Source organism: Pseudomonas triclosanedens, from assembly GCF_026686735.1.
Lineage (GTDB): Bacteria > Pseudomonadota > Gammaproteobacteria > Pseudomonadales > Pseudomonadaceae > Pseudomonas > Pseudomonas triclosanedens.
Genome location: NZ_CP113432.1, coordinates 720,691 through 737,322, shown reverse-complemented (window position 1 = coordinate 737,322; position 16,632 = coordinate 720,691). Strand labels below are relative to the sequence as shown.

Annotated in this window: 16 protein-coding genes; 6 read left to right on the top strand and 10 right to left on the bottom strand. The window is 64.1% G+C overall.

What is annotated here, in order from left to right; all coding sequences use genetic code 11:
- The first annotated feature begins 7 nt into the window (after positions 1-7).
- The 5 genes from cobG (at position 8) to OU419_RS03495 (ending at position 5,925) form a co-directional block, all read left to right on the top strand.
- A complete protein-coding gene (gene cobG / locus OU419_RS03515) occupies positions 8-1,354 on the top strand; it encodes a precorrin-3B synthase (protein ID WP_254471366.1) in 1,347 nt (448 codons plus the stop codon).
- The gene (locus tag OU419_RS03510; protein WP_254471367.1) at positions 1,347-1,973 is read left to right on the top strand and encodes a precorrin-8X methylmutase; all 627 of its coding nucleotides are present in this window, start codon (positions 1,347-1,349) and stop codon (positions 1,971-1,973) included. Before cobG ends, OU419_RS03510 begins: the two co-directional genes overlap by 8 nt.
- The gene (locus OU419_RS03505; RefSeq protein ID WP_254471368.1) at positions 1,973-2,713 is read left to right on the top strand and encodes a precorrin-2 C(20)-methyltransferase; all 741 of its coding nucleotides are present in this window, start codon (positions 1,973-1,975) and stop codon (positions 2,711-2,713) included. Before OU419_RS03510 ends, OU419_RS03505 begins: the two co-directional genes overlap by 1 nt.
- Complete coding sequence (gene cobJ, locus OU419_RS03500; RefSeq protein WP_254471369.1) at positions 2,713-4,362, top strand: precorrin-3B C(17)-methyltransferase; 1,650 nt, start codon at positions 2,713-2,715, stop codon at positions 4,360-4,362. The genes OU419_RS03505 and cobJ overlap by 1 nt, the downstream gene beginning before the upstream one ends.
- Positions 4,363-4,596: 234 nt before the next feature.
- Entirely contained in the window at positions 4,597-5,925 is a 1,329-nt protein-coding gene (locus OU419_RS03495) for an MFS transporter (RefSeq protein ID WP_254471370.1), read from the top strand.
- A 45-nt stretch (positions 5,926-5,970) separates the two neighbouring features.
- Here OU419_RS03495 and OU419_RS03490 read toward each other — a convergent pair whose 3' ends face one another.
- From OU419_RS03490 to OU419_RS03480, 3 genes are all read right to left on the bottom strand, one after another.
- Entirely contained in the window at positions 5,971-6,159 is a 189-nt protein-coding gene (locus OU419_RS03490) for a hypothetical protein (protein WP_254471371.1), read from the bottom strand.
- 177 nt (positions 6,160-6,336) lie between these two features.
- Positions 6,337-6,834 carry a single-stranded DNA-binding protein gene (gene ssb, locus OU419_RS03485; protein ID WP_254471372.1) on the bottom strand — a complete coding sequence of 166 codons (498 nt, stop codon included), beginning with the start codon at positions 6,832-6,834 and terminating at the stop codon, positions 6,337-6,339.
- A gap of 18 nt (positions 6,835-6,852) precedes the next feature.
- Complete coding sequence (locus OU419_RS03480; RefSeq protein WP_254471373.1) at positions 6,853-8,241, bottom strand: MFS transporter; 1,389 nt, start codon at positions 8,239-8,241, stop codon at positions 6,853-6,855.
- Between the two features lie 214 nt (positions 8,242-8,455).
- On the opposite strand from OU419_RS03480, the gene uvrA reads away from it, so the two are divergent.
- Positions 8,456-11,290, top strand: coding sequence for an excinuclease ABC subunit UvrA (gene uvrA, locus OU419_RS03475; RefSeq protein WP_254471374.1), 2,835 nt, complete (start codon positions 8,456-8,458; stop codon positions 11,288-11,290).
- Positions 11,291-11,430: 140 nt separating this feature from the next.
- On the opposite strand, the gene bfr is transcribed toward uvrA, so the two are convergent.
- The 7 genes from bfr to rpsM form a co-directional block, all read right to left on the bottom strand.
- Positions 11,431-11,895 (bottom strand): bacterioferritin, encoded by a 465-nt coding sequence (gene bfr, locus OU419_RS03470; protein WP_254471375.1) that lies wholly within the window; start codon positions 11,893-11,895, stop codon positions 11,431-11,433.
- A 134-nt stretch (positions 11,896-12,029) separates the two neighbouring features.
- On the bottom strand, positions 12,030-13,478 hold the full coding sequence (gene katA, locus OU419_RS03465; RefSeq protein ID WP_254471376.1) for a catalase KatA: 1,449 nt from the start codon (positions 13,476-13,478) through the stop codon (positions 12,030-12,032).
- A gap of 270 nt (positions 13,479-13,748) precedes the next feature.
- Entirely contained in the window at positions 13,749-14,135 is a 387-nt protein-coding gene (gene rplQ, locus OU419_RS03460) for a 50S ribosomal protein L17 (RefSeq protein ID WP_254471377.1), read from the bottom strand.
- A 43-nt stretch (positions 14,136-14,178) separates the two neighbouring features.
- On the bottom strand, positions 14,179-15,180 hold the full coding sequence (locus OU419_RS03455; protein WP_009617182.1) for a DNA-directed RNA polymerase subunit alpha: 1,002 nt from the start codon (positions 15,178-15,180) through the stop codon (positions 14,179-14,181).
- 22 nt (positions 15,181-15,202) lie between these two features.
- Complete coding sequence (gene rpsD, locus OU419_RS03450; RefSeq protein WP_254471378.1) at positions 15,203-15,823, bottom strand: 30S ribosomal protein S4; 621 nt, start codon at positions 15,821-15,823, stop codon at positions 15,203-15,205.
- 16 nt (positions 15,824-15,839) lie between these two features.
- On the bottom strand, positions 15,840-16,229 hold the full coding sequence (gene rpsK / locus OU419_RS03445) for a 30S ribosomal protein S11 (protein WP_003093689.1): 390 nt from the start codon (positions 16,227-16,229) through the stop codon (positions 15,840-15,842).
- Positions 16,230-16,247: 18 nt separating this feature from the next.
- Positions 16,248-16,604 (bottom strand): 30S ribosomal protein S13, encoded by a 357-nt coding sequence (gene rpsM, locus OU419_RS03440; RefSeq protein WP_017521894.1) that lies wholly within the window; start codon positions 16,602-16,604, stop codon positions 16,248-16,250.
- Between the last annotated feature and the right edge of the window lie 28 nt (positions 16,605-16,632).

Sequence of the window (16,632 nt, the reverse complement as noted above, 5' to 3'; positions counted from 1 at the left end):
TGACCCCGTGAGCGAATCGACCTCCCTGTCCGTCCGTCCTTCGGCCTGCCCTGGCCTGCTGCGCATCGTGGCCTCCCGCGATGGCGGCATCTGCCGTATCAAGCTGCCCTGTGGACAACTCGATGCCCGCGCAGCCCGCGCCATTGCCGAGGCCGCCGAACGCCATGCCGACGGTGTGCTGGAAGCGACCAACCGCGCCAACCTGCAGATTCGCGGCGTGCATGCCGGCGCCGAGCGCTCGCTGAGCGCCGACCTGCTGGCTGCCGGCCTCGGCCCGCGCGAGCTGGCGGCCGACGACGTGCGCAACCTGCTGGTCAGCCCCGCCATCGGCCTGGACATCGCCACGCGCTTCGACGCCGGGCCGCTGGCCCGCCAGTTGCTCGACCTGCTGGAGCGCACACCGCGCTTCCACGGCCTGTCACCCAAGTTCGGTGTGCAACTGGATGGTGGCGAGTCCCTGGCGATGCTGGAGCATCCCAACGATATCTGGCTGTCGGCCATGTCCGCCGACGAAGCCCCGCAGCTCGCCTTCGGCGTGGCCGGCTGCCCACCCCGCCATGCCCGGGACTGCCCGCCCCTGGCCGCGGTTCCCGCCGCGCAGGCTCCACTGCTGGTGGAAACCTTGCTGCATCTGTTCCTCGATCTCGCCGGAGACGGCCAAACGCGCATGCGCCACCTGCGCGAGATGCTCGGCGACGAAACTCTGCTGGAGCGCCTGCGCCAGCGCCTGCCGTTCCCACTGTGCCAGGGCACGGCTGTGGATAACTGGCGACGCCCGGCGACGCCGGCCTTCGCGCACCTCGGCATCCGGCCCCAGCGCCAGCCGGGGCGCGCTCTGGTCGGCGCCGGCTTTGTCCTCGGTCGTCTCGACAGCGCCACCTTGCTCGGCCTCGCCGACCTGGCGGAGCGTTTCAGCGGTGGGCAGTTGCGCCTGACGCCGTGGCAGAGCCTGATCCTGCCCGATGTCGCCCAGATCGATGCCGCCGTGGTGCTGGGCGCGCTGGGTAATCTCGGCCTGCTGATCGACGCTGCCCGGCCGCTTTCGCGCATCGTCGCCTGCAGTGGCTCCAGCGGTTGCGCACGCGGGCTGGCCGACACCAAGGCCGACGCCCTGCGCCTGGCCGACCGCCTGCGCCTGGCGCCGCCAGCCGGTGTGCATCTGTGCGGCTGCCGGCGTTCCTGCGCCGCAGCCCATGTCGCCCCTTACACCCTGCTGGCCGTCGCCGACGGCCGCTATGACCTGTTCCGCCGCACCGACGGCCTGGCCGGATTCGGCCAGCCCCTGGCGCGCAATCTGTCCCTCGACGCCGCCGGCGAACTGCTCGCCGTGGCCGGAGCCATACCCGATGCTTGATTACATCCGCGATGGGCAGGCGATCTATCGCCAATCCTTCGCCACCATCCGCGCCGAAGCCGATCTCTCCGGGATTCCCGCCGACCTGGAAAAACTCGCCGTGCGGGTGATCCACGCCTGCGGCATGGTCGACGTGGTGCAGGACCTGCGCTTTTCGCCGGGTGCCGGTACTGCCGGCCGCACGGCCCTGGCCAACGGCGCGCCGATTCTCTGCGACGCGCGAATGGTCGGCGAAGGCATCACCCGGGCCCGCCTGCCGGCGGACAATCAGGTGATCTGCACCCTCAACGACCCCGACGTTCCCGCACTGGCCCGCGCGCGTGGCAACACCCGTTCGGCGGTGGCGCTGGAGCACTGGCGCAAACACCTGGAAGGCAGCGTGGTAGTGATCGGCAATGCCCCCACCGCGCTCTTCTATCTGCTGGAAATGCTCGACGCCGGCGCGCCGAAACCGGCGCTGATCCTCGGCTTCCCGGTCGGCTTCGTCGGCGCGATGGAATCCAAGGATGCACTCGCCGCCGACAGCCGTGGCGTGCCCTACGTGATCGTGCGCGGCCGCCGCGGCGGCAGCGCGATGGCGGCCGCCGCGGTCAACGCACTGGCCACGGAGGTGGAGTGATGGCGGGCCGTCTGCTCGGCCTGGGCGTCGGCCCGGGCGACCCGGAATTGCTCACACTCAAGGCGCTGCGGCTGCTGCGCGCGGCGCCGGTGATCGGCTACTTCGTGGCCAAGGCCAAGCATCATGCCGGCCAGGGCGGCAACGCCTTCGGCATCATCGCGGAGCATCTGGACGAGGCGCAGTTGCGCCTGCCGCTGGTGTATCCGGTGACCACCGAGAAGCTGGAGCCGCCGCTGACCTATGAAGGGGTGATCAGCGACTTCTACGACACCGCCGCCGCGCAGGTGGCCGAGCATCTCGACGCCGGTCGCGACGTAGCGGTGATCTGTGAAGGCGACCCGTTCTTCTATGGTTCCTACATGTATCTGCACGACCGTCTGGCCGACCGCTACGAAACCGACGTGGTGCCCGGTGTCTGCTCGATGCTGGGCAGCGCATCGGTACTGGGCGTGCCGCTGGTCTACCGCAACCAGAGCCTCTCGGTGCTGTCCGGCGTGCTGCCGGAAGCCGAGCTCAAGCGTCGCCTGGCCGACGCCGACGCGGCGGTGGTAATGAAGCTGGGGCGCAACTTCGACAAGGTCCGCCGCGTGCTGCGCGAGCTGGACCGCGACGGCGGCGCCCACTACGTCGAGCGGGCAACCATGCGCGAGCAGCGCATCGTCGCGCTGGATGACGTCGACCCGATGGCTTCGCCCTATTTCTCGATGATCGTCATCCCCGGCCAACGGTGGAATGGCTGATGCGGGCCGCCATCGTCATTCTCGGCCAGGGCGCGCTGGCCACTGCGCGCCGCATCCAGGGCCTGTACCCGCAGGCCACGATCCACGGCCTGGCCGAACGCGTGAAGGGCGCCGACCAGAGCTACGCGAACTTCGGCGAAACCCTGCGCCAGCTCTACCTCGACAACGTGCCGATCGTCGCGCTGTGCGCCGCCGGTATCGTCATCCGCGGCCTTGCCCCGCTGCTCGGCGAGAAAGGCGCCGAGCCGCCGGTACTGGCGGTGGCCGAGGATGGCAGCGCGGTGGTGCCGTTGCTGGGCGGGCTGGGCGGAGTGAACCGCATGGCCCGCGAAATCGCCGCGATGCTCGACGTCGCCCCGGCGATCACCACCAGCGGCGAGCTGCGCTTCGGCGCCTGCTTGCTCGATCCGCCTGAAGGGTACGCGCTGAACGACCTCGAACAGGGCAAGCGCTTCGTTTCCGACCTGCTGGGCGGCGACACCCTGCGCATTGACGGCGACGCGCCGTGGCTTGCTGGCATGGAGCTGCCGCTGGCGGAGGATGCCAGCCACGTGCTGCGGATCGACGCGTCCGCTGACGGCCTGGAGCACAACGAGCTGCGCATTCATCCCAGGGTGGTGCTGGCGCATGTCACGCTGGTCGACTCGCAGTTGCCCGAGCGTATTCTCCAGGGCCTGGACCAGGCGCGGCTGGCACGCCTGTCGCTCGCCGCGCTGGTGGCGCCGCGCTGCCGGATGGCCGACCCGGCGCTGGCCGGAGCCGCCCGCAAGCTGGGCGTACCGCTGCGCTTCATCACCCGGGACGCCGAGCTGCCACCGGCGGTGCTGCATGGCGATTCCTTCCATCTGCACCGCGCCGCGACACCTGCCGAGGCCGAGCGCATCGGTCAGGTACGTGGACGGCTGAGCGTGATCGGCCTTGGACCGGGCGAGCGCGACTTCATGATCCCCGCCGTGCGTCGCGCGCTGGACGAAGCCCAGGACCTGCTCGGTTACAAGACCTACGTGAAGATGGCCGAGCCGCTGCGTGCAGACCAGGTGCGCCACTGCACCGACAACCGAGAGGAAATGCAGCGCGCCCGTCACGCCTTCGAACTGGCCGCCAGCGGACGCCGGGTGGTGGTGATTTCGTCCGGAGACCCCGGCGTCTTCGCGATGGCGGCGGCGGTCATGGAGGCGCTGCACGAGAGCGAAGACCCGCACTGGCATTCGGTGGAGCTGGAGGTGCTGCCGGGCGTCTCCGCCGCGCTCGCCGCCGCCGCCCGCGCCGGCGCGCCGCTGGGCCACGATTTCTGCCTGCTTTCGCTGTCGGACAACCTCAAGCCGTGGGAGGTAATCGAGAATCGCCTGGAGCATGCCGGCGCGGCCGACCTGGCGATGGCGTTCTACAACCCGATCTCCAGGGCCCGCCCGTGGCAACTGGGGCGCGCGCTGGAAATCGTCCGCCGTCATCGAGCGGCAGAAACGCTGGTGGTGCTGGGCCGCGACATAGGCCGCCCCGCCGAGGCGCTGAAGGTGCTGACGCTGGGTGAGCTGACGCCAGAAATGGTGGACATGCGCACCCTGGTGATCGTCGGCTCGTCGCTGACCCGCCGCTTCCCCCGCGCCAGCGGTGGCGACTGGGTGTACACACCGCGCTGGTATCGCTGACATTCGGGGCCTCCACGGCCCCGGATCGCGCCTCTCCGACGAGAGGCGGGGCCCCGCTCCCACGAACGGTCACCCGGTTGCAGGGGCCAGCCCTCTGCAACTTCACCTTACAATTACCACCCTTTTAACCTCCCTTCGGGTGAGTTTCGCCCTTCTGGCGCCACCCTATTCTCGTCGCTCCTGTCCGCCTTCGCGCACAACAAGAACAATCTGGCCACGCCAGCAGGAGCAAACATGAGTCATACGTTCGAGACGCTCGCGCCTGCCGCGACATCCTCCCCGGCATCGACCCGGGCGCTCTACCGCAAGGTAATCTGGCGCCTGTTGCCATTCCTGGTCTTCGCCTACGCGATCAACGCCATCGACCGCCTGAACATTTCCTTCGCCAAGCTGCGCATGGCCGAGGACATCGCTCTGAGCGAGGCCGCCTACGGGATCGGCGCCGGCATCTTCTACCTGGGCTACATCCTGTTCGAGATTCCCAGCAACCTCTACATGCAGCGCGTCGGCGCCCGCGCCACGCTGACGCGGATCATGGTGCTGTGGGGGCTGGTGACGGTCGCCACCGCCTTCGTCACCACGGCCAACCAGTTGATCGTCGCCCGCTTCTTCCTCGGGGTCGCCGAGGCCGGGTTCTTCCCGGGCGTAATTCTCTACCTCACCTACTGGTTCCCCTCGGCCTTGCGCGGCCGGATCACCGCGGTGTTCGTCATGTCGGCGATGGTCGCGGGGATCGCCAGCGGGCCGCTGGCCGGCTGGATAATGACTCACTTCCACGGCTGGCTGGGCTTGCGCGACTGGCAGGTTCTATTCGTCCTGGAAGGCATCCCCGCCGTGCTGCTGGGGATATTCGGCTGGTACTGGCTGGCGGACCGCCCGCGCGACGCAAAATGGCTGAGCGAAGAGGAAAGGAAACACCTGGAAGCCGCGCTGGCCGCCGAAGCAGTGAAACCAGGGGAGCACAGTCGGTTCCTTGATGTGCTGCGCGACCCTCGGGTCTACATCGCCGGCCTGGTGTTCTTCTGCGTCTATAGCGGTTCGAATACCGTTTCCTACTGGATGCCGACGCTGATCCGCGGCTTCGGTGTGGAGGACATCCAGTACATCGGTCTGCTGGCCAGCCTGCCATATGCGGTAGGTATCGTCGGCATGTATCTGCTCGGGCGCAGCTCCGACCGGCGCCAGGAGCGCCGCTGGCATGTCGGCACGACCATGCTGGTCAGCGCGGCGTGCTTCTTCCTGCTCGGCTTCGCCCAGGGCCACTTGCTGCTCTCGGTGGCCCTGATGACCGTCGGTGCGGCAACGGCGATGTCCGCTCTGTCGCTGTTCTGGACCATTCCACCGGCCCTGCTCAGCCCATCTGGCGCGGCAGGCGGCATTGCAGTCATCAGCGCCATTGGCGGCATGGCGGGAGTGATCAGCCAGATCGTGGTCGGCGCAATCAAATCCGCCACCGGCAGCCTGTATCTGGCCTTCGATGTGATCGGCCTGGCACTGATCCTCGGCGCGCTGATTCTGTTGATCGGCATCCCGGCGCGCCAGCTACGCAAGCTTTCGCACTGATTCTCCGGGCAGAAAGAAGCCCCGCATAGCGGGGCTGCTGGCCAGTCAGAACTCGGCAGCGAGGCGGTAGCGCTGTTCCAGCTCCAGCGCCACACGATAGGCTGCCGCTTCGCGCTCGCTGTGGAAGATACCCACCAACTGGCCTCCCTGGTGCACATCCCAGCAACGCCCACCCAAGGCGCGGAACTCGCGGGATTTGTGGTCGTCGTCACGCTCGGTCACTGTAATGCTCATGTCTCTTCTTCTCCGGGTTTGCCGTACATCAAGGCAGCTCCAGAATCATTTAATTAGCTGGCTAATTAAATACGCACTTCCGAGAAAGACTGTTACGAGCAGTCGCCAAAACGAGCGTCCCAGAAACGCAAAAGCGCAGCTCGAAGGCTGCGCTCTTGGGGGAACGACCCATCCGGTTCAGAACGGAATGTCGTCGTCGAAGCTGTCGTAGTCCGGAGCCGGTTGCGGCGCGGGCTGGGACTGCTGCTGCGGGGCCGGACGCGGCGCCTGCTGCGGCCGCTGCTGCGGCTCGCGCGGAGCACGCGGGGCGTCGTCACCACCGGCGCCCGGACGGCCACCGAGCAGTTGCATGTTGCCGTTGATGTCGACCACGATTTCGGTGGTGTAACGGTCCTGGCCGTCCTGACCCTGCCACTTGCGGGTGCGCAGGCTACCTTCGACGTAGATCTGCGAGCCCTTGCGCACGTACTCGGCGACGATTTCCGCCAGGCGACCGAAGAACACCACGCGGTGCCACTCGGTACGTTCCTGCTGCTGGCCGGTCTGCTTGTCCTTCCAGCTCTCGCTGGTAGCCAGGGTGACGTTGGTTACGGCGTTGCCGTTGGGCAGGTAGCGGGTTTCCGGATCGCCACCGACGTTACCAACCAGAATGACTTTGTTAACCCCACGGGCCATGACGCTCTCCTAAAGGCTTCAGCACGTCGCCGGCTCGGCACCGGCCAGGCGCTCGAGGGACATGCGATCCACTTGTTGGGAATCTACTTTGACATAAGCAGCAGCCTCTTCGGCGACCACCATCACATCGCTCACACCGGGCAATGCCTTGAAACGCTCGGCCAACGAAGCATCGCGCAGCGCCTCATCGGACAGAGGCAGGCGAATACTCGTTACATACGGCGGTTCACGCATGGTAACAGCAATCGCCAGCCAGATGGCAGCCAGCGCCGCGCAGCCGATGAACACCCCATTCAACCCACCATGCTGGAACATCCAGCCGCCCAGGATGCCGCCAATCGCGGCACCGAGGAACTGGCTGGTGGAGTACACGCCCATCGCCGTGCCCTTGCCGCCAGCGGGCGACACCTTGCTCACCAGCGATGGCAGCGAGGCCTCCAGCAGGTTGAACGCGGTGAAGTAGACGATGATGCCGAACACCAGTTCCTTCAGGCCGTTGCCGAAGAACCAGAAGTACAGTTCGCAGAGCATCAGGGTCGCCACCGCCCCGCTCAACACGCGCTTCATCTGGCGCTTCTTCTCGGCGTAGATGATGAACGGCACCATGCCGAAGAAGCCGACCAGCAGCGCGGTCAGGTAGACCCACCAATGCTGTTCCTTGGGCAGCCCGGCGCGCTCGACCAGCGCCAGCGGCAGGGCGACGAAGCTGGCCATGAGGATGGCATGCAGGACAAGGATGCCAGCGTCCAGGCGCAGCAGTTCCCCATTCTTCAGTGTCGGAATGAGTGACTGCCTGGCCACGCTGGATTCACGATGCTGCATGCGGTGATCCGGCGTCGGCACGACGAACAGGATGATCAGCATGCCGACCAGGGCCATGCCAGCGGTGAACCAGAACAGCCCGTGCAGGCCGAACCAGTGAGTCAGCACCGGGCCGGCGACCATCGCCACGGCGAAGGAAACGCCGATGCTCATGCCAATCATCGCCATTGCCTTGGTGCGATGCTGTTCACGGGTGAGGTCCGAGAGCATGGCCATCACGGCGGCGGAAATCGCACCGGCGCCTTGCAGCACGCGGCCGGCGATAATGCCCCAGATGGAGTCGGCATTGGCTGCCAGCGCGGCGCCAGCGGCAAACACCAGCAGGCCGACGACGATGATCGGGCGGCGACCGATGCGGTCGGACAGCGTGCCCAGCGGAATCTGCAGGATCGCCTGAGTCAGGCCGTAGGCACCGATGGCAAGGCCGATCAGCGCCGGCGTCGAACCGGCGAGGTCCTGGCCGTAGGTCGCCAGGACCGGCAGGACCATGAACATGCCGAGCATGCGGAACGCGAATACCAGGGACAGGCCGGCGGCCGCGCGGGTTTCGGTGCCGCTCATGCGCTCAGTGTGGGAATCGTGCATAAGCCCCTCGTGGGATGACGGATTTGGGGGACGCGCCGAATGGCCCCCGTGACGGCGTGTCTATCCGCTGGGTGGATGACCGGCTGATGCCAACGCCGAAAAATAGCCGCGCATTCTATCAGTCCTGCTACGCGCCGGCACACTCGCGCCACTTTGCCGCGCACTCGCGGCCAGCCGTATACTCAATGGTTTTCGCCCGCCATGCGAGGCCGCTGTGGACAAGATCCTCATCCGTGGGGCACGTACCCACAACCTGAAGAACATCGACCTGACCCTGCCCCGCGACAAGCTGATCGTGATCACCGGCCTGTCCGGCTCCGGCAAGTCGTCCCTGGCCTTCGACACGCTCTACGCCGAAGGCCAGCGTCGCTATGTGGAATCCCTGTCGGCCTACGCCCGGCAGTTCCTCTCGATGATGGAAAAGCCCGACGTCGACACCATCGAAGGTCTGTCGCCGGCGATTTCCATCGAGCAGAAGTCCACCTCGCACAATCCCCGCTCCACCGTGGGCACCATCACCGAGATCTACGATTACCTGCGCCTGCTCTATGCGCGCGTCGGCATCCCTCGCTGCCCGGATCACGACATCCCGCTGGAAGCACAGACGGTCAGCCAGATGGTCGACCAGGTGCTGGCGCTGCCCGAAGGCCGCAAGCTGATGCTGCTGGCTCCGGTGATCCGCGAGCGCAAAGGTGAGCATCTGGCCGTGTTCGAGGAAATGCGCGCCCAGGGCTTCGTTCGCGCCCGCGTCGACGGCAAGCTCTACGAGCTGGACGAAGTGCCCAAGCTGGACAAGAAGCTCAAGCACTCCATCGACATCGTGGTCGACCGTTTCAAGGTGCGCGCCGATCTACAGCAGCGCCTGGCGGAATCGTTCGAGACGGCGATCAATCTGGCCGACGGCATCGCCCTGGTCGCTCCGATGGACGATGAGGAAGGCGAAGAGATGATCTTCTCCGCTCGCTTCGCCTGCCCGGTCTGCGGCCACTCGATCAGCGAGCTGGAACCCAAGCTGTTCTCCTTCAACAACCCGGCCGGCGCCTGCCCGACCTGCGATGGCCTGGGCGTGAAGCAGTTCTTCGACGCACGCAGGGTGGTCAACGGCGAACTGACGCTTGCCGAGGGGGCGATCCGCGGCTGGGACCGGCGCAACGTCTACTACTTCCAGATGCTCGGCTCGCTCGCCGGGCACTTCGGTTTCAGCCTGGAGGAGCCGTTCCAGGAACTCGACCCGGAGCACCAGAAGTTCATCCTCAACGGCTCGGGCCGCGAGAACGTCGAGTTCCGCTACCTCAACGACCGTGGCGATATCGTCAAGCGCGCGCACCCCTTCGAGGGCATCCTGCCGAACCTGGAGCGCCGTTACCGCGAGACTGAGTCGGCCACCGTGCGCGAGGAACTGGCCAAGTTCCTCAGCACCCAGCCCTGCCCGGACTGCCACGGCACCCGCCTGCGCCGCGAAGCACGCCATGTGTGGGTGGGCGACAAGACGCTGCCGGCGATCACCGCGATGCCGGTGGGCACGGCCTGCGAGTATGCCGAGGGGCTGACCCTGACGGGCCGGCGTGGCGAGATCGCATCGAAGATCCTCAAGGAAATCCGCGAGCGCCTGCAGTTCCTGGTGAACGTGGGCCTCGACTATCTGACCCTGGACCGCAGCGCCGATACCCTGTCCGGCGGCGAGGCCCAGCGTATCCGCCTGGCCAGCCAGATCGGCGCGGGCCTCGTGGGCGTGATGTACATCCTCGACGAACCGTCCATCGGCCTGCACCAACGCGACAACGAGCGCCTGCTGGGCACCCTCACCCACCTGCGTAACCTGGGCAACACGGTGATCGTGGTCGAACACGACGAGGACGCCATCCGCCTGGCGGACTATGTGGTCGACATCGGCCCCGGTGCAGGTGTGCATGGCGGCCAGATCGTCGCCGAGGGCACGCCGCAGCAGGTGATGGACCACCCGGACTCGGTTACCGGCGCCTACCTGTCTGGCCGCACCAAGATCGTTGTGCCGGCCCAACGTACGCCGCGCAACAAGAAACAGTTGCTCAAGCTCAAGGGCGCGCGCGGCAACAACCTACAGAACGTCAACCTGGAAATCCCGGTCGGCCTGTTCACCTGCGTCACCGGGGTATCCGGCTCGGGCAAGTCGACGCTGATCAACAACACGCTGTTCCCGATTACCGCCACGGCGCTCAACGGCGCTACCACCCTGGAAGTTGCGCCCTACGACTCGTTCGACGGCCTGCAACACCTGGACAAGGTGGTGGACATCGACCAGAGTCCGATCGGTCGCACGCCGCGCTCCAACCCGGCGACCTACACCGGTCTGTTCACGCCTATTCGCGAGCTGTTCGCCGGCGTGCCGGAGGCCCGCTCGCGTGGTTATGGCCCGGGGCGCTTCTCGTTCAACGTGAAGGGCGGCCGCTGCGAGGCCTGCCAGGGCGACGGCGTGATCAAGGTGGAGATGCACTTCCTGCCGGACATCTACGTCCCCTGTGATGTCTGCAAGGGCAAGCGCTACAACCGCGAGACCCTGGAAGTCCGCTACAAGGGCAAGAGCATCACCGAGGTGCTCGATATGACCATCGAGGACGCTCGCGCGTTCTTCGACGCCGTGCCGGCCATTGCCCGCAAGCTACAGACGCTGATGGATGTCGGCTTGTCGTACATCAAGCTCGGCCAGAGCGCGACCACACTGTCCGGCGGTGAGGCGCAGAGGGTGAAGCTGTCCCGCGAGCTGTCCAAGCGTGATACCGGCAAGACGCTGTACATCCTCGACGAACCGACCACCGGCCTACACTTCGCGGATATCCAGCAACTGCTCGATGTACTGCATCGCCTGCGCGACCACGGCAATACCGTCGTGGTGATCGAGCACAATCTGGATGTGATCAAGACCGCCGACTGGCTGGTGGATCTCGGCCCCGAGGGCGGCTCCAAGGGCGGGCAGATCATCGCCACCGGTACACCGGAGCAGGTCGCGGAACTGGAGGTGTCACATACCGGGCATTTCCTCAAGCCGCTGCTGGAGCGAGACCGGGCCTGACCCGTCTCGATCTGGAAAGCCCCTGCCGCCGAAAGGCACAGGGGCTTTTTCTTGTCTGTTCAGAACTACTGTATTCCTGCAAAGAAAAAGCCCCCCGGCGCGTCAACGCCGAGGGCTTCCTTGAAACCACGGTCGCGGACTTAGATCTGCGACTGCAGGTAATTCTCCAACCCCACCTTCTTGATCAGGCCGAGCTGCTGCTCCAGCCAGTAGGCGTGGTCTTCCTCGGTGTCGGTCAGTTGCACGCGAAGGATGTCGCGAGTGACAAAGTCCTTATGCTGCTCGCACAGGGCGATGCCCTTGGCCAGCGCCGCGCGGACATGGCGTTCAAGCTTGAGGTCCGCTTCGAGCATCTCCGGTACGGTTTTGCCCGGGTGGATGTCGTCCGGGCGCATTCGCGGGGTGCCTTCGAGCAGCAGGATGCGGCGCAGCAGGGCGTCGGCGTGCTGGGTCTCCTCTTCCATCTCGTGGTTGAGGCGCTCGTAGAGCTTGGTGAAACCCCAGTCTTCATACATGCGCGAGTGGATGAAGTACTGATCACGTGCGGCGAGTTCGCCGGTCAGCAGCGTGTTCAGATAGTCGATAACCTCAGCGTGGCCTTGCATCAGCCTTCTCCCTGGAACGTGACAGCGAATTGAACTGCGCTATGGTCGCGACTGGCCATGATTGGGGTCAAGCACGGATCGCAGCCGAAACGAAACCGCCCTCCAGGGAGGGCGGTTCGCTTCACTGCTTGAGGTTAGCCGAGCTTCAGGCCCAGCGCCTTGGCAACGCCTTCGCCGTAGGCCGGGTCGATCTTGAAGAACAGCGCAAGCTGGCGACGCTGTATCGCCTCTGGCACGCCTGCCATGTCGCCAGCGATATTCTCGAACAGACGCTGCCGCTGAGCGACGTCGAACAACCGGAACAGAGCGGCTGGCTGGCTGTAGTAATCATCGTCGACACGATGGTTCCAGTGGTCGGCAGTGCCCTCCAGGGTCAGCGGTGGCTCGGAATAGTCCGGCTGCTCCTGCCATTGGCTGAAGCTGTTGGGCTCGTATGTGACCGTCATGTCGCTGTTGTTGCCGTCGACCCGCATGGCGCCGTCGCGATGGTAGATACGCGGATTGTTGCGTGCGGCGTTCACCGGGATCTGGTGGTGGTTCACCCCCAGGCGATAGCGGTGCGCGTCACCGTAGGAGAACAAGCGGCCCTGAAGCATACGGTCAGGCGAGAACCCAATACCGGGAACGATGTTAGCCGGACTGAAAGCCGACTGTTCGACTTCCGCAAAGTAGTTCGCCGGGTTGCGATTGAGCTCGAAATAGCCCACCTCGATCAGCGGGTAGTCACCATGTGGCCAAACCTTGGTCAGGTCGAACGGGTTATAGCGGTAGGTAGACGCGTCCTTCTCCGGCATGATCTGCACATACATCGTCCAGCGCGGGAAATCGCCGCGCTCGATGGCATCGTACAGATCGCGCTGTGAGCTTTCTCGGTCGGCACCGACCAATTTGGCAGCTTCCTCATTGCTCAGGTTCTCGATTCCCTGCTGGGTCTTGAAGTGGAACTTGACCCAGAAGCGTTCGTTGCTGGCATTGATGAAGCTGAAGGTGTGACTACCGAAGCCGTGGACATGCCGATAGCTGCGCGGCAGACCGCGATCGCTGAAGTCGATGGTCAACTGGTGCAGCGCCTCGGGAAGGTGGGAGAAGAAGTCCCACTTCAGGGTGGCATTGCGCAGGTTAGTGCGTGGGTCGCGCTTCACGACGTGGTTCAGATCCGGGAACTTCAGCGGGTCGCGGAAGTAGAAGACCGGCGTATTGTTGCCGACCAGGTCCCAATTGCCTTCTTCGGTGTAGAACTTCAGCGCGAAACCGCGGATATCCCGCTCAGCGTCAGCGGCACCTCGCTCGCCCGCGACCGTGGAGAAGCGCAGGAATAGATCGGTCTTCTTGCCAATTTCGGAGAAGAGCTTGGCGCGCGTGTAGCGAGTGATGTCGTGAGTCACCGTGAAGGTGCCGTAGGCAGCGGAGCCCTTGGCGTGCATACGACGTTCCGGAATCACTTCGCGGTCGAAGTGCGCGAGCTTCTCTAGGAACCAGACATCCTGCAGCAACATGGGGCCTCGCGGCCCGGCAGTCTGCACATTCTGGTTGTCAGCGACCGGCGCTCCAGCAGCGGTCGTCAGGCGGGTTTTGTCGCTCATCGTTACTCTCCTCAACGGCGGGGCGGCGGCAACCAGCAACTCACCAGAGAGGTGAGCACGGCCCGACATCCCGATCGGACAATTAAGCGCCTCTACATGCGGCCCGGCTGTTGATCCAGCGCAGTTCCTGGTAGAAGTCAGCGTCGTCAAGGATCGTTGACTGAGGATCGATCATCCAATTTATTGGCTTGAGATGATCGATAGAGAAAAACTTTTCAAAAAGCAATAAAAAACCGGGCACAGGGCCCGGTTTCTTATAAGGCGTAAACCTTACTCGGCAGCTTCAACAGCACCGCCAACAGCACGGTCTACCAGCTCGACGTACGCCATAGGAGCGTTGTCGCCGGCACGGAAACCGCACTTCAGGATGCGCAGGTAGCCGCCCGGACGGTTGGCGTAGCGCTTGCCCAGTTCGTTGAACAGCTTGCCTACAGCTTCTTTCGAACGAGTGCGGTCGAAAGCCAGACGACGGTTGGCAACACTATCCACTTTAGCCAGGGTGATCAGCGGCTCGGCAACGCGACGCAGTTCCTTGGCCTTGGGCAGGGTGGTTTTAATCAGTTCGTGTTCGAAGAGCGACACAGCCATGTTCTGGAACATAGCCTTGCGGTGCGCGCTGGTGCGGCTCAGGTGACGACCACTTTTACGATGGCGCATGGTTCAATTCCTTTCCAAACTTTACGTTCGGTAGCTACGACGATCAGGCAGTAGCCTTGTCGTCTTTCTTGAGACTTGCCGGCGGCCAGTTGTCGAGGCGCATACCGAGGGACAGACCGCGAGAGGCCAGAACGTCCTTGATTTCGGTCAGGGACTTCTTGCCCAGGTTCGGAGTTTTGAGCAGCTCTACTTCGGTACGCTGAATCAGGTCGCCGATGTAGTAGATGTTCTCCGCCTTGAGGCAGTTGGCCGAACGGACGGTCAGCTCCAGGTCATCGACCGGACGCAGCAGGATCGGATCGATCTCGTCTTCCTGCTCTTCAACGACAGGCTCGCTGTCACCTTTGAGGTCCACGAACGCTGCCAGCTGCTGCTGCAGGATGGTAGCGGCGCGACGGATAGCCTCTTCAGGATCCAGGGTACCGTTGGTTTCCAGATCGAGGACAAGCTTGTCCAGGTTGGTACGCTGTTCGACACGGGCGTTCTCGACCACGTAGGCAACACGACGTACGGGGCTGAACGAGGCATCGAGCTGCAGACGACCGATACTACGGCTTTCGTCTTCATCACTCGAACGAGCATCAGCCGGCTCGTAGCCACGGCCACGAGCGACTTTCAGCTTCATGTTCAGCGCGCCGTTATCGGCCAGGTGGGCAATAACATGGTCACCGTTGACGATCTCGACATCATGATCCAGCTGAATATCGGCAGCGGTCACCACACCCGAGCCCTTTTTCGCCAGGGTCAGCGTCACTTCGTCACGGCCGTGCAGCTTGATGGCCAGGCCTTTCAGGTTGAGCAGGATCTCGATGACATCTTCCTGCACACCTTCGATGGCGGAGTACTCGTGGAGTACGCCATCGATCTCGGCCTCGACTACTGCACAGCCAGGCATGGAGGACAACAGGATGCGACGCAGCGCGTTGCCCAGGGTATGGCCGAAACCACGCTCGAGGGGCTCGAGGGTGATCTTGGCGCGGGTTTGGCTGACCACCTGCACATCAATGTGGCGGGGGGTCAGGAACTCATTTACCGAACTCTGCATGGATGCACCTATTTTCTAGCCCTTACTTGGAGTAGAGCTCGACAATCAGGTTTTCGTTGATGTCGGCGGACAGATCGGCACGAGCCGGAACACTTTTGAAGGTGCCGGACTTCTTGTCGGTATCCACTTCGACCCACTCAACGCGACCGCGCTGGGCGCACAGGTCCAGAGCTTGGGCGATACGCAGCTGGTTCTTCGACTTCTCGCGAACAGCAACGACATCACCGGCTTTGACCTGGTAGGACGGGATGTTCACGGTCTGACCGTTCACGCTGATGGTCTTGTGCGACACCAGCTGACGAGATTCGGAACGAGTGGAACCGAAGCCCATACGGTAGACGACGTTGTCCAGACGGCATTCCAGCAGTTGCAGCAAGTTCTCACCAGTGGAGCCCTTGCGGCGGGACGCTTCCTGATAGTAGCCACGGAATTGACGTTCCAGAACACCGTAGATACGGCGGACCTTCTGCTTCTCGCGCAGCTGCAGACCGTAGTCGGACAGACGGCCACGACGCTGGCCATGCTGGCCAGGAACGTTTTCTGCCTTGCACTTCGAGTCGAGGGCACGGACGCCGCTCTTCAGGAACAGATCAGTGCCTTCGCGGCGAGACAGTTTGCACTTGGGACCAATGTAACGAGCCATTTCTCACTGTCTCCTATTACACGCGACGCTTTTTCGGCGGACGGCAGCCGTTGTGCGGGATCGGGGTTACGTCGGTGATGCTGGCGATCTTGTAACCGCAGGCATTCAGCGCACGAACAGCCGACTCACGGCCCGGCCCCGGGCCCTTGACGTTGACGTCGAGGTTCTTCAGACCGTATTCCAGAGCAGCCTGGCCGGCACGCTCGGCCGCTACCTGAGCAGCGAACGGAGTGCTCTTACGCGAGCCGCGGAAACCCGAACCACCGGAGGTAGCCCAGGACAGAGCATTGCCCTGACGGTCAGTGATGGTAACGATGGTGTTGTTGAAGGACGCGTGGATATGCGCGATCCCGTCAACCACCGTCTTTTTTACTTTCTTACGAGGACGAGCAGCAGGTTTTGCCATGACTAAATTCCTAAGCGATTACTTGCGGATCGGCTTACGCGGGCCCTTGCGGGTGCGCGCGTTGGTCTTGGTACGCTGACCGCGAACCGGCAGACCACGACGATGACGCAGACCACGGTAGCAACCGAGGTCCATCAGACGCTTGATGTTCATGTTGATTTCACGGCGCAGGTCACCTTCGGTGGTCAGCTTGGCCACCTCGGTACGCAGCGAATCGATCTGCTCTTCGCTCAGGTCCTTGATCTTCGCAGCCGGGCTGATGCCGGTGGCTGCACAGATGCTCTGTGCGGTAGTGCGACCAACACCATAGATGTAGGTCAGCGAGATAACAGTGTGCTTGTTATCCGGAATGTTTACGCCTGCAATACGGGCCATTCAGAAAAACTCCAATTGACAGCTACCC

Bases quoted from the DNA above. Each gene is read 5' to 3' on its own strand.
- OU419_RS03510 (WP_254471367.1), top strand. From the start codon at position 1,347: ATGCTTGATTACATCCGCGATGGGCAGGCGATCTATCGCCAATCCTTC.
- OU419_RS03505 (WP_254471368.1), top strand. From the start codon at position 1,973: ATGGCGGGCCGTCTGCTCGGCCTGGGCGTCGGCCCGGGCGACCCGGAA.
- cobJ (WP_254471369.1), top strand. From the start codon at position 2,713: ATGCGGGCCGCCATCGTCATTCTCGGCCAGGGCGCGCTGGCCACTGCG.
- OU419_RS03495 (WP_254471370.1), top strand. From the start codon at position 4,597: ATGAGTCATACGTTCGAGACGCTCGCGCCTGCCGCGACATCCTCCCCG.
- OU419_RS03490 (WP_254471371.1), bottom strand. From the start codon at position 6,159: ATGAGCATTACAGTGACCGAGCGTGACGACGACCACAAATCCCGCGAG.
- ssb (WP_254471372.1), bottom strand. From the start codon at position 6,834: ATGGCCCGTGGGGTTAACAAAGTCATTCTGGTTGGTAACGTCGGTGGC.
- OU419_RS03480 (WP_254471373.1), bottom strand. From the start codon at position 8,241: ATGCACGATTCCCACACTGAGCGCATGAGCGGCACCGAAACCCGCGCG.
- bfr (WP_254471375.1), bottom strand. From the start codon at position 11,895: ATGCAAGGCCACGCTGAGGTTATCGACTATCTGAACACGCTGCTGACC.
- katA (WP_254471376.1), bottom strand. From the start codon at position 13,478: ATGAGCGACAAAACCCGCCTGACGACCGCTGCTGGAGCGCCGGTCGCT.
- rplQ (WP_254471377.1), bottom strand. From the start codon at position 14,135: ATGCGCCATCGTAAAAGTGGTCGTCACCTGAGCCGCACCAGCGCGCAC.
- OU419_RS03455 (WP_009617182.1), bottom strand. From the start codon at position 15,180: ATGCAGAGTTCGGTAAATGAGTTCCTGACCCCCCGCCACATTGATGTG.
- rpsD (WP_254471378.1), bottom strand. From the start codon at position 15,823: ATGGCTCGTTACATTGGTCCCAAGTGCAAACTGTCTCGCCGCGAAGGC.
- rpsK (WP_003093689.1), bottom strand. From the start codon at position 16,229: ATGGCAAAACCTGCTGCTCGTCCTCGTAAGAAAGTAAAAAAGACGGTG.
- rpsM (WP_017521894.1), bottom strand. From the start codon at position 16,604: ATGGCCCGTATTGCAGGCGTAAACATTCCGGATAACAAGCACACTGTT.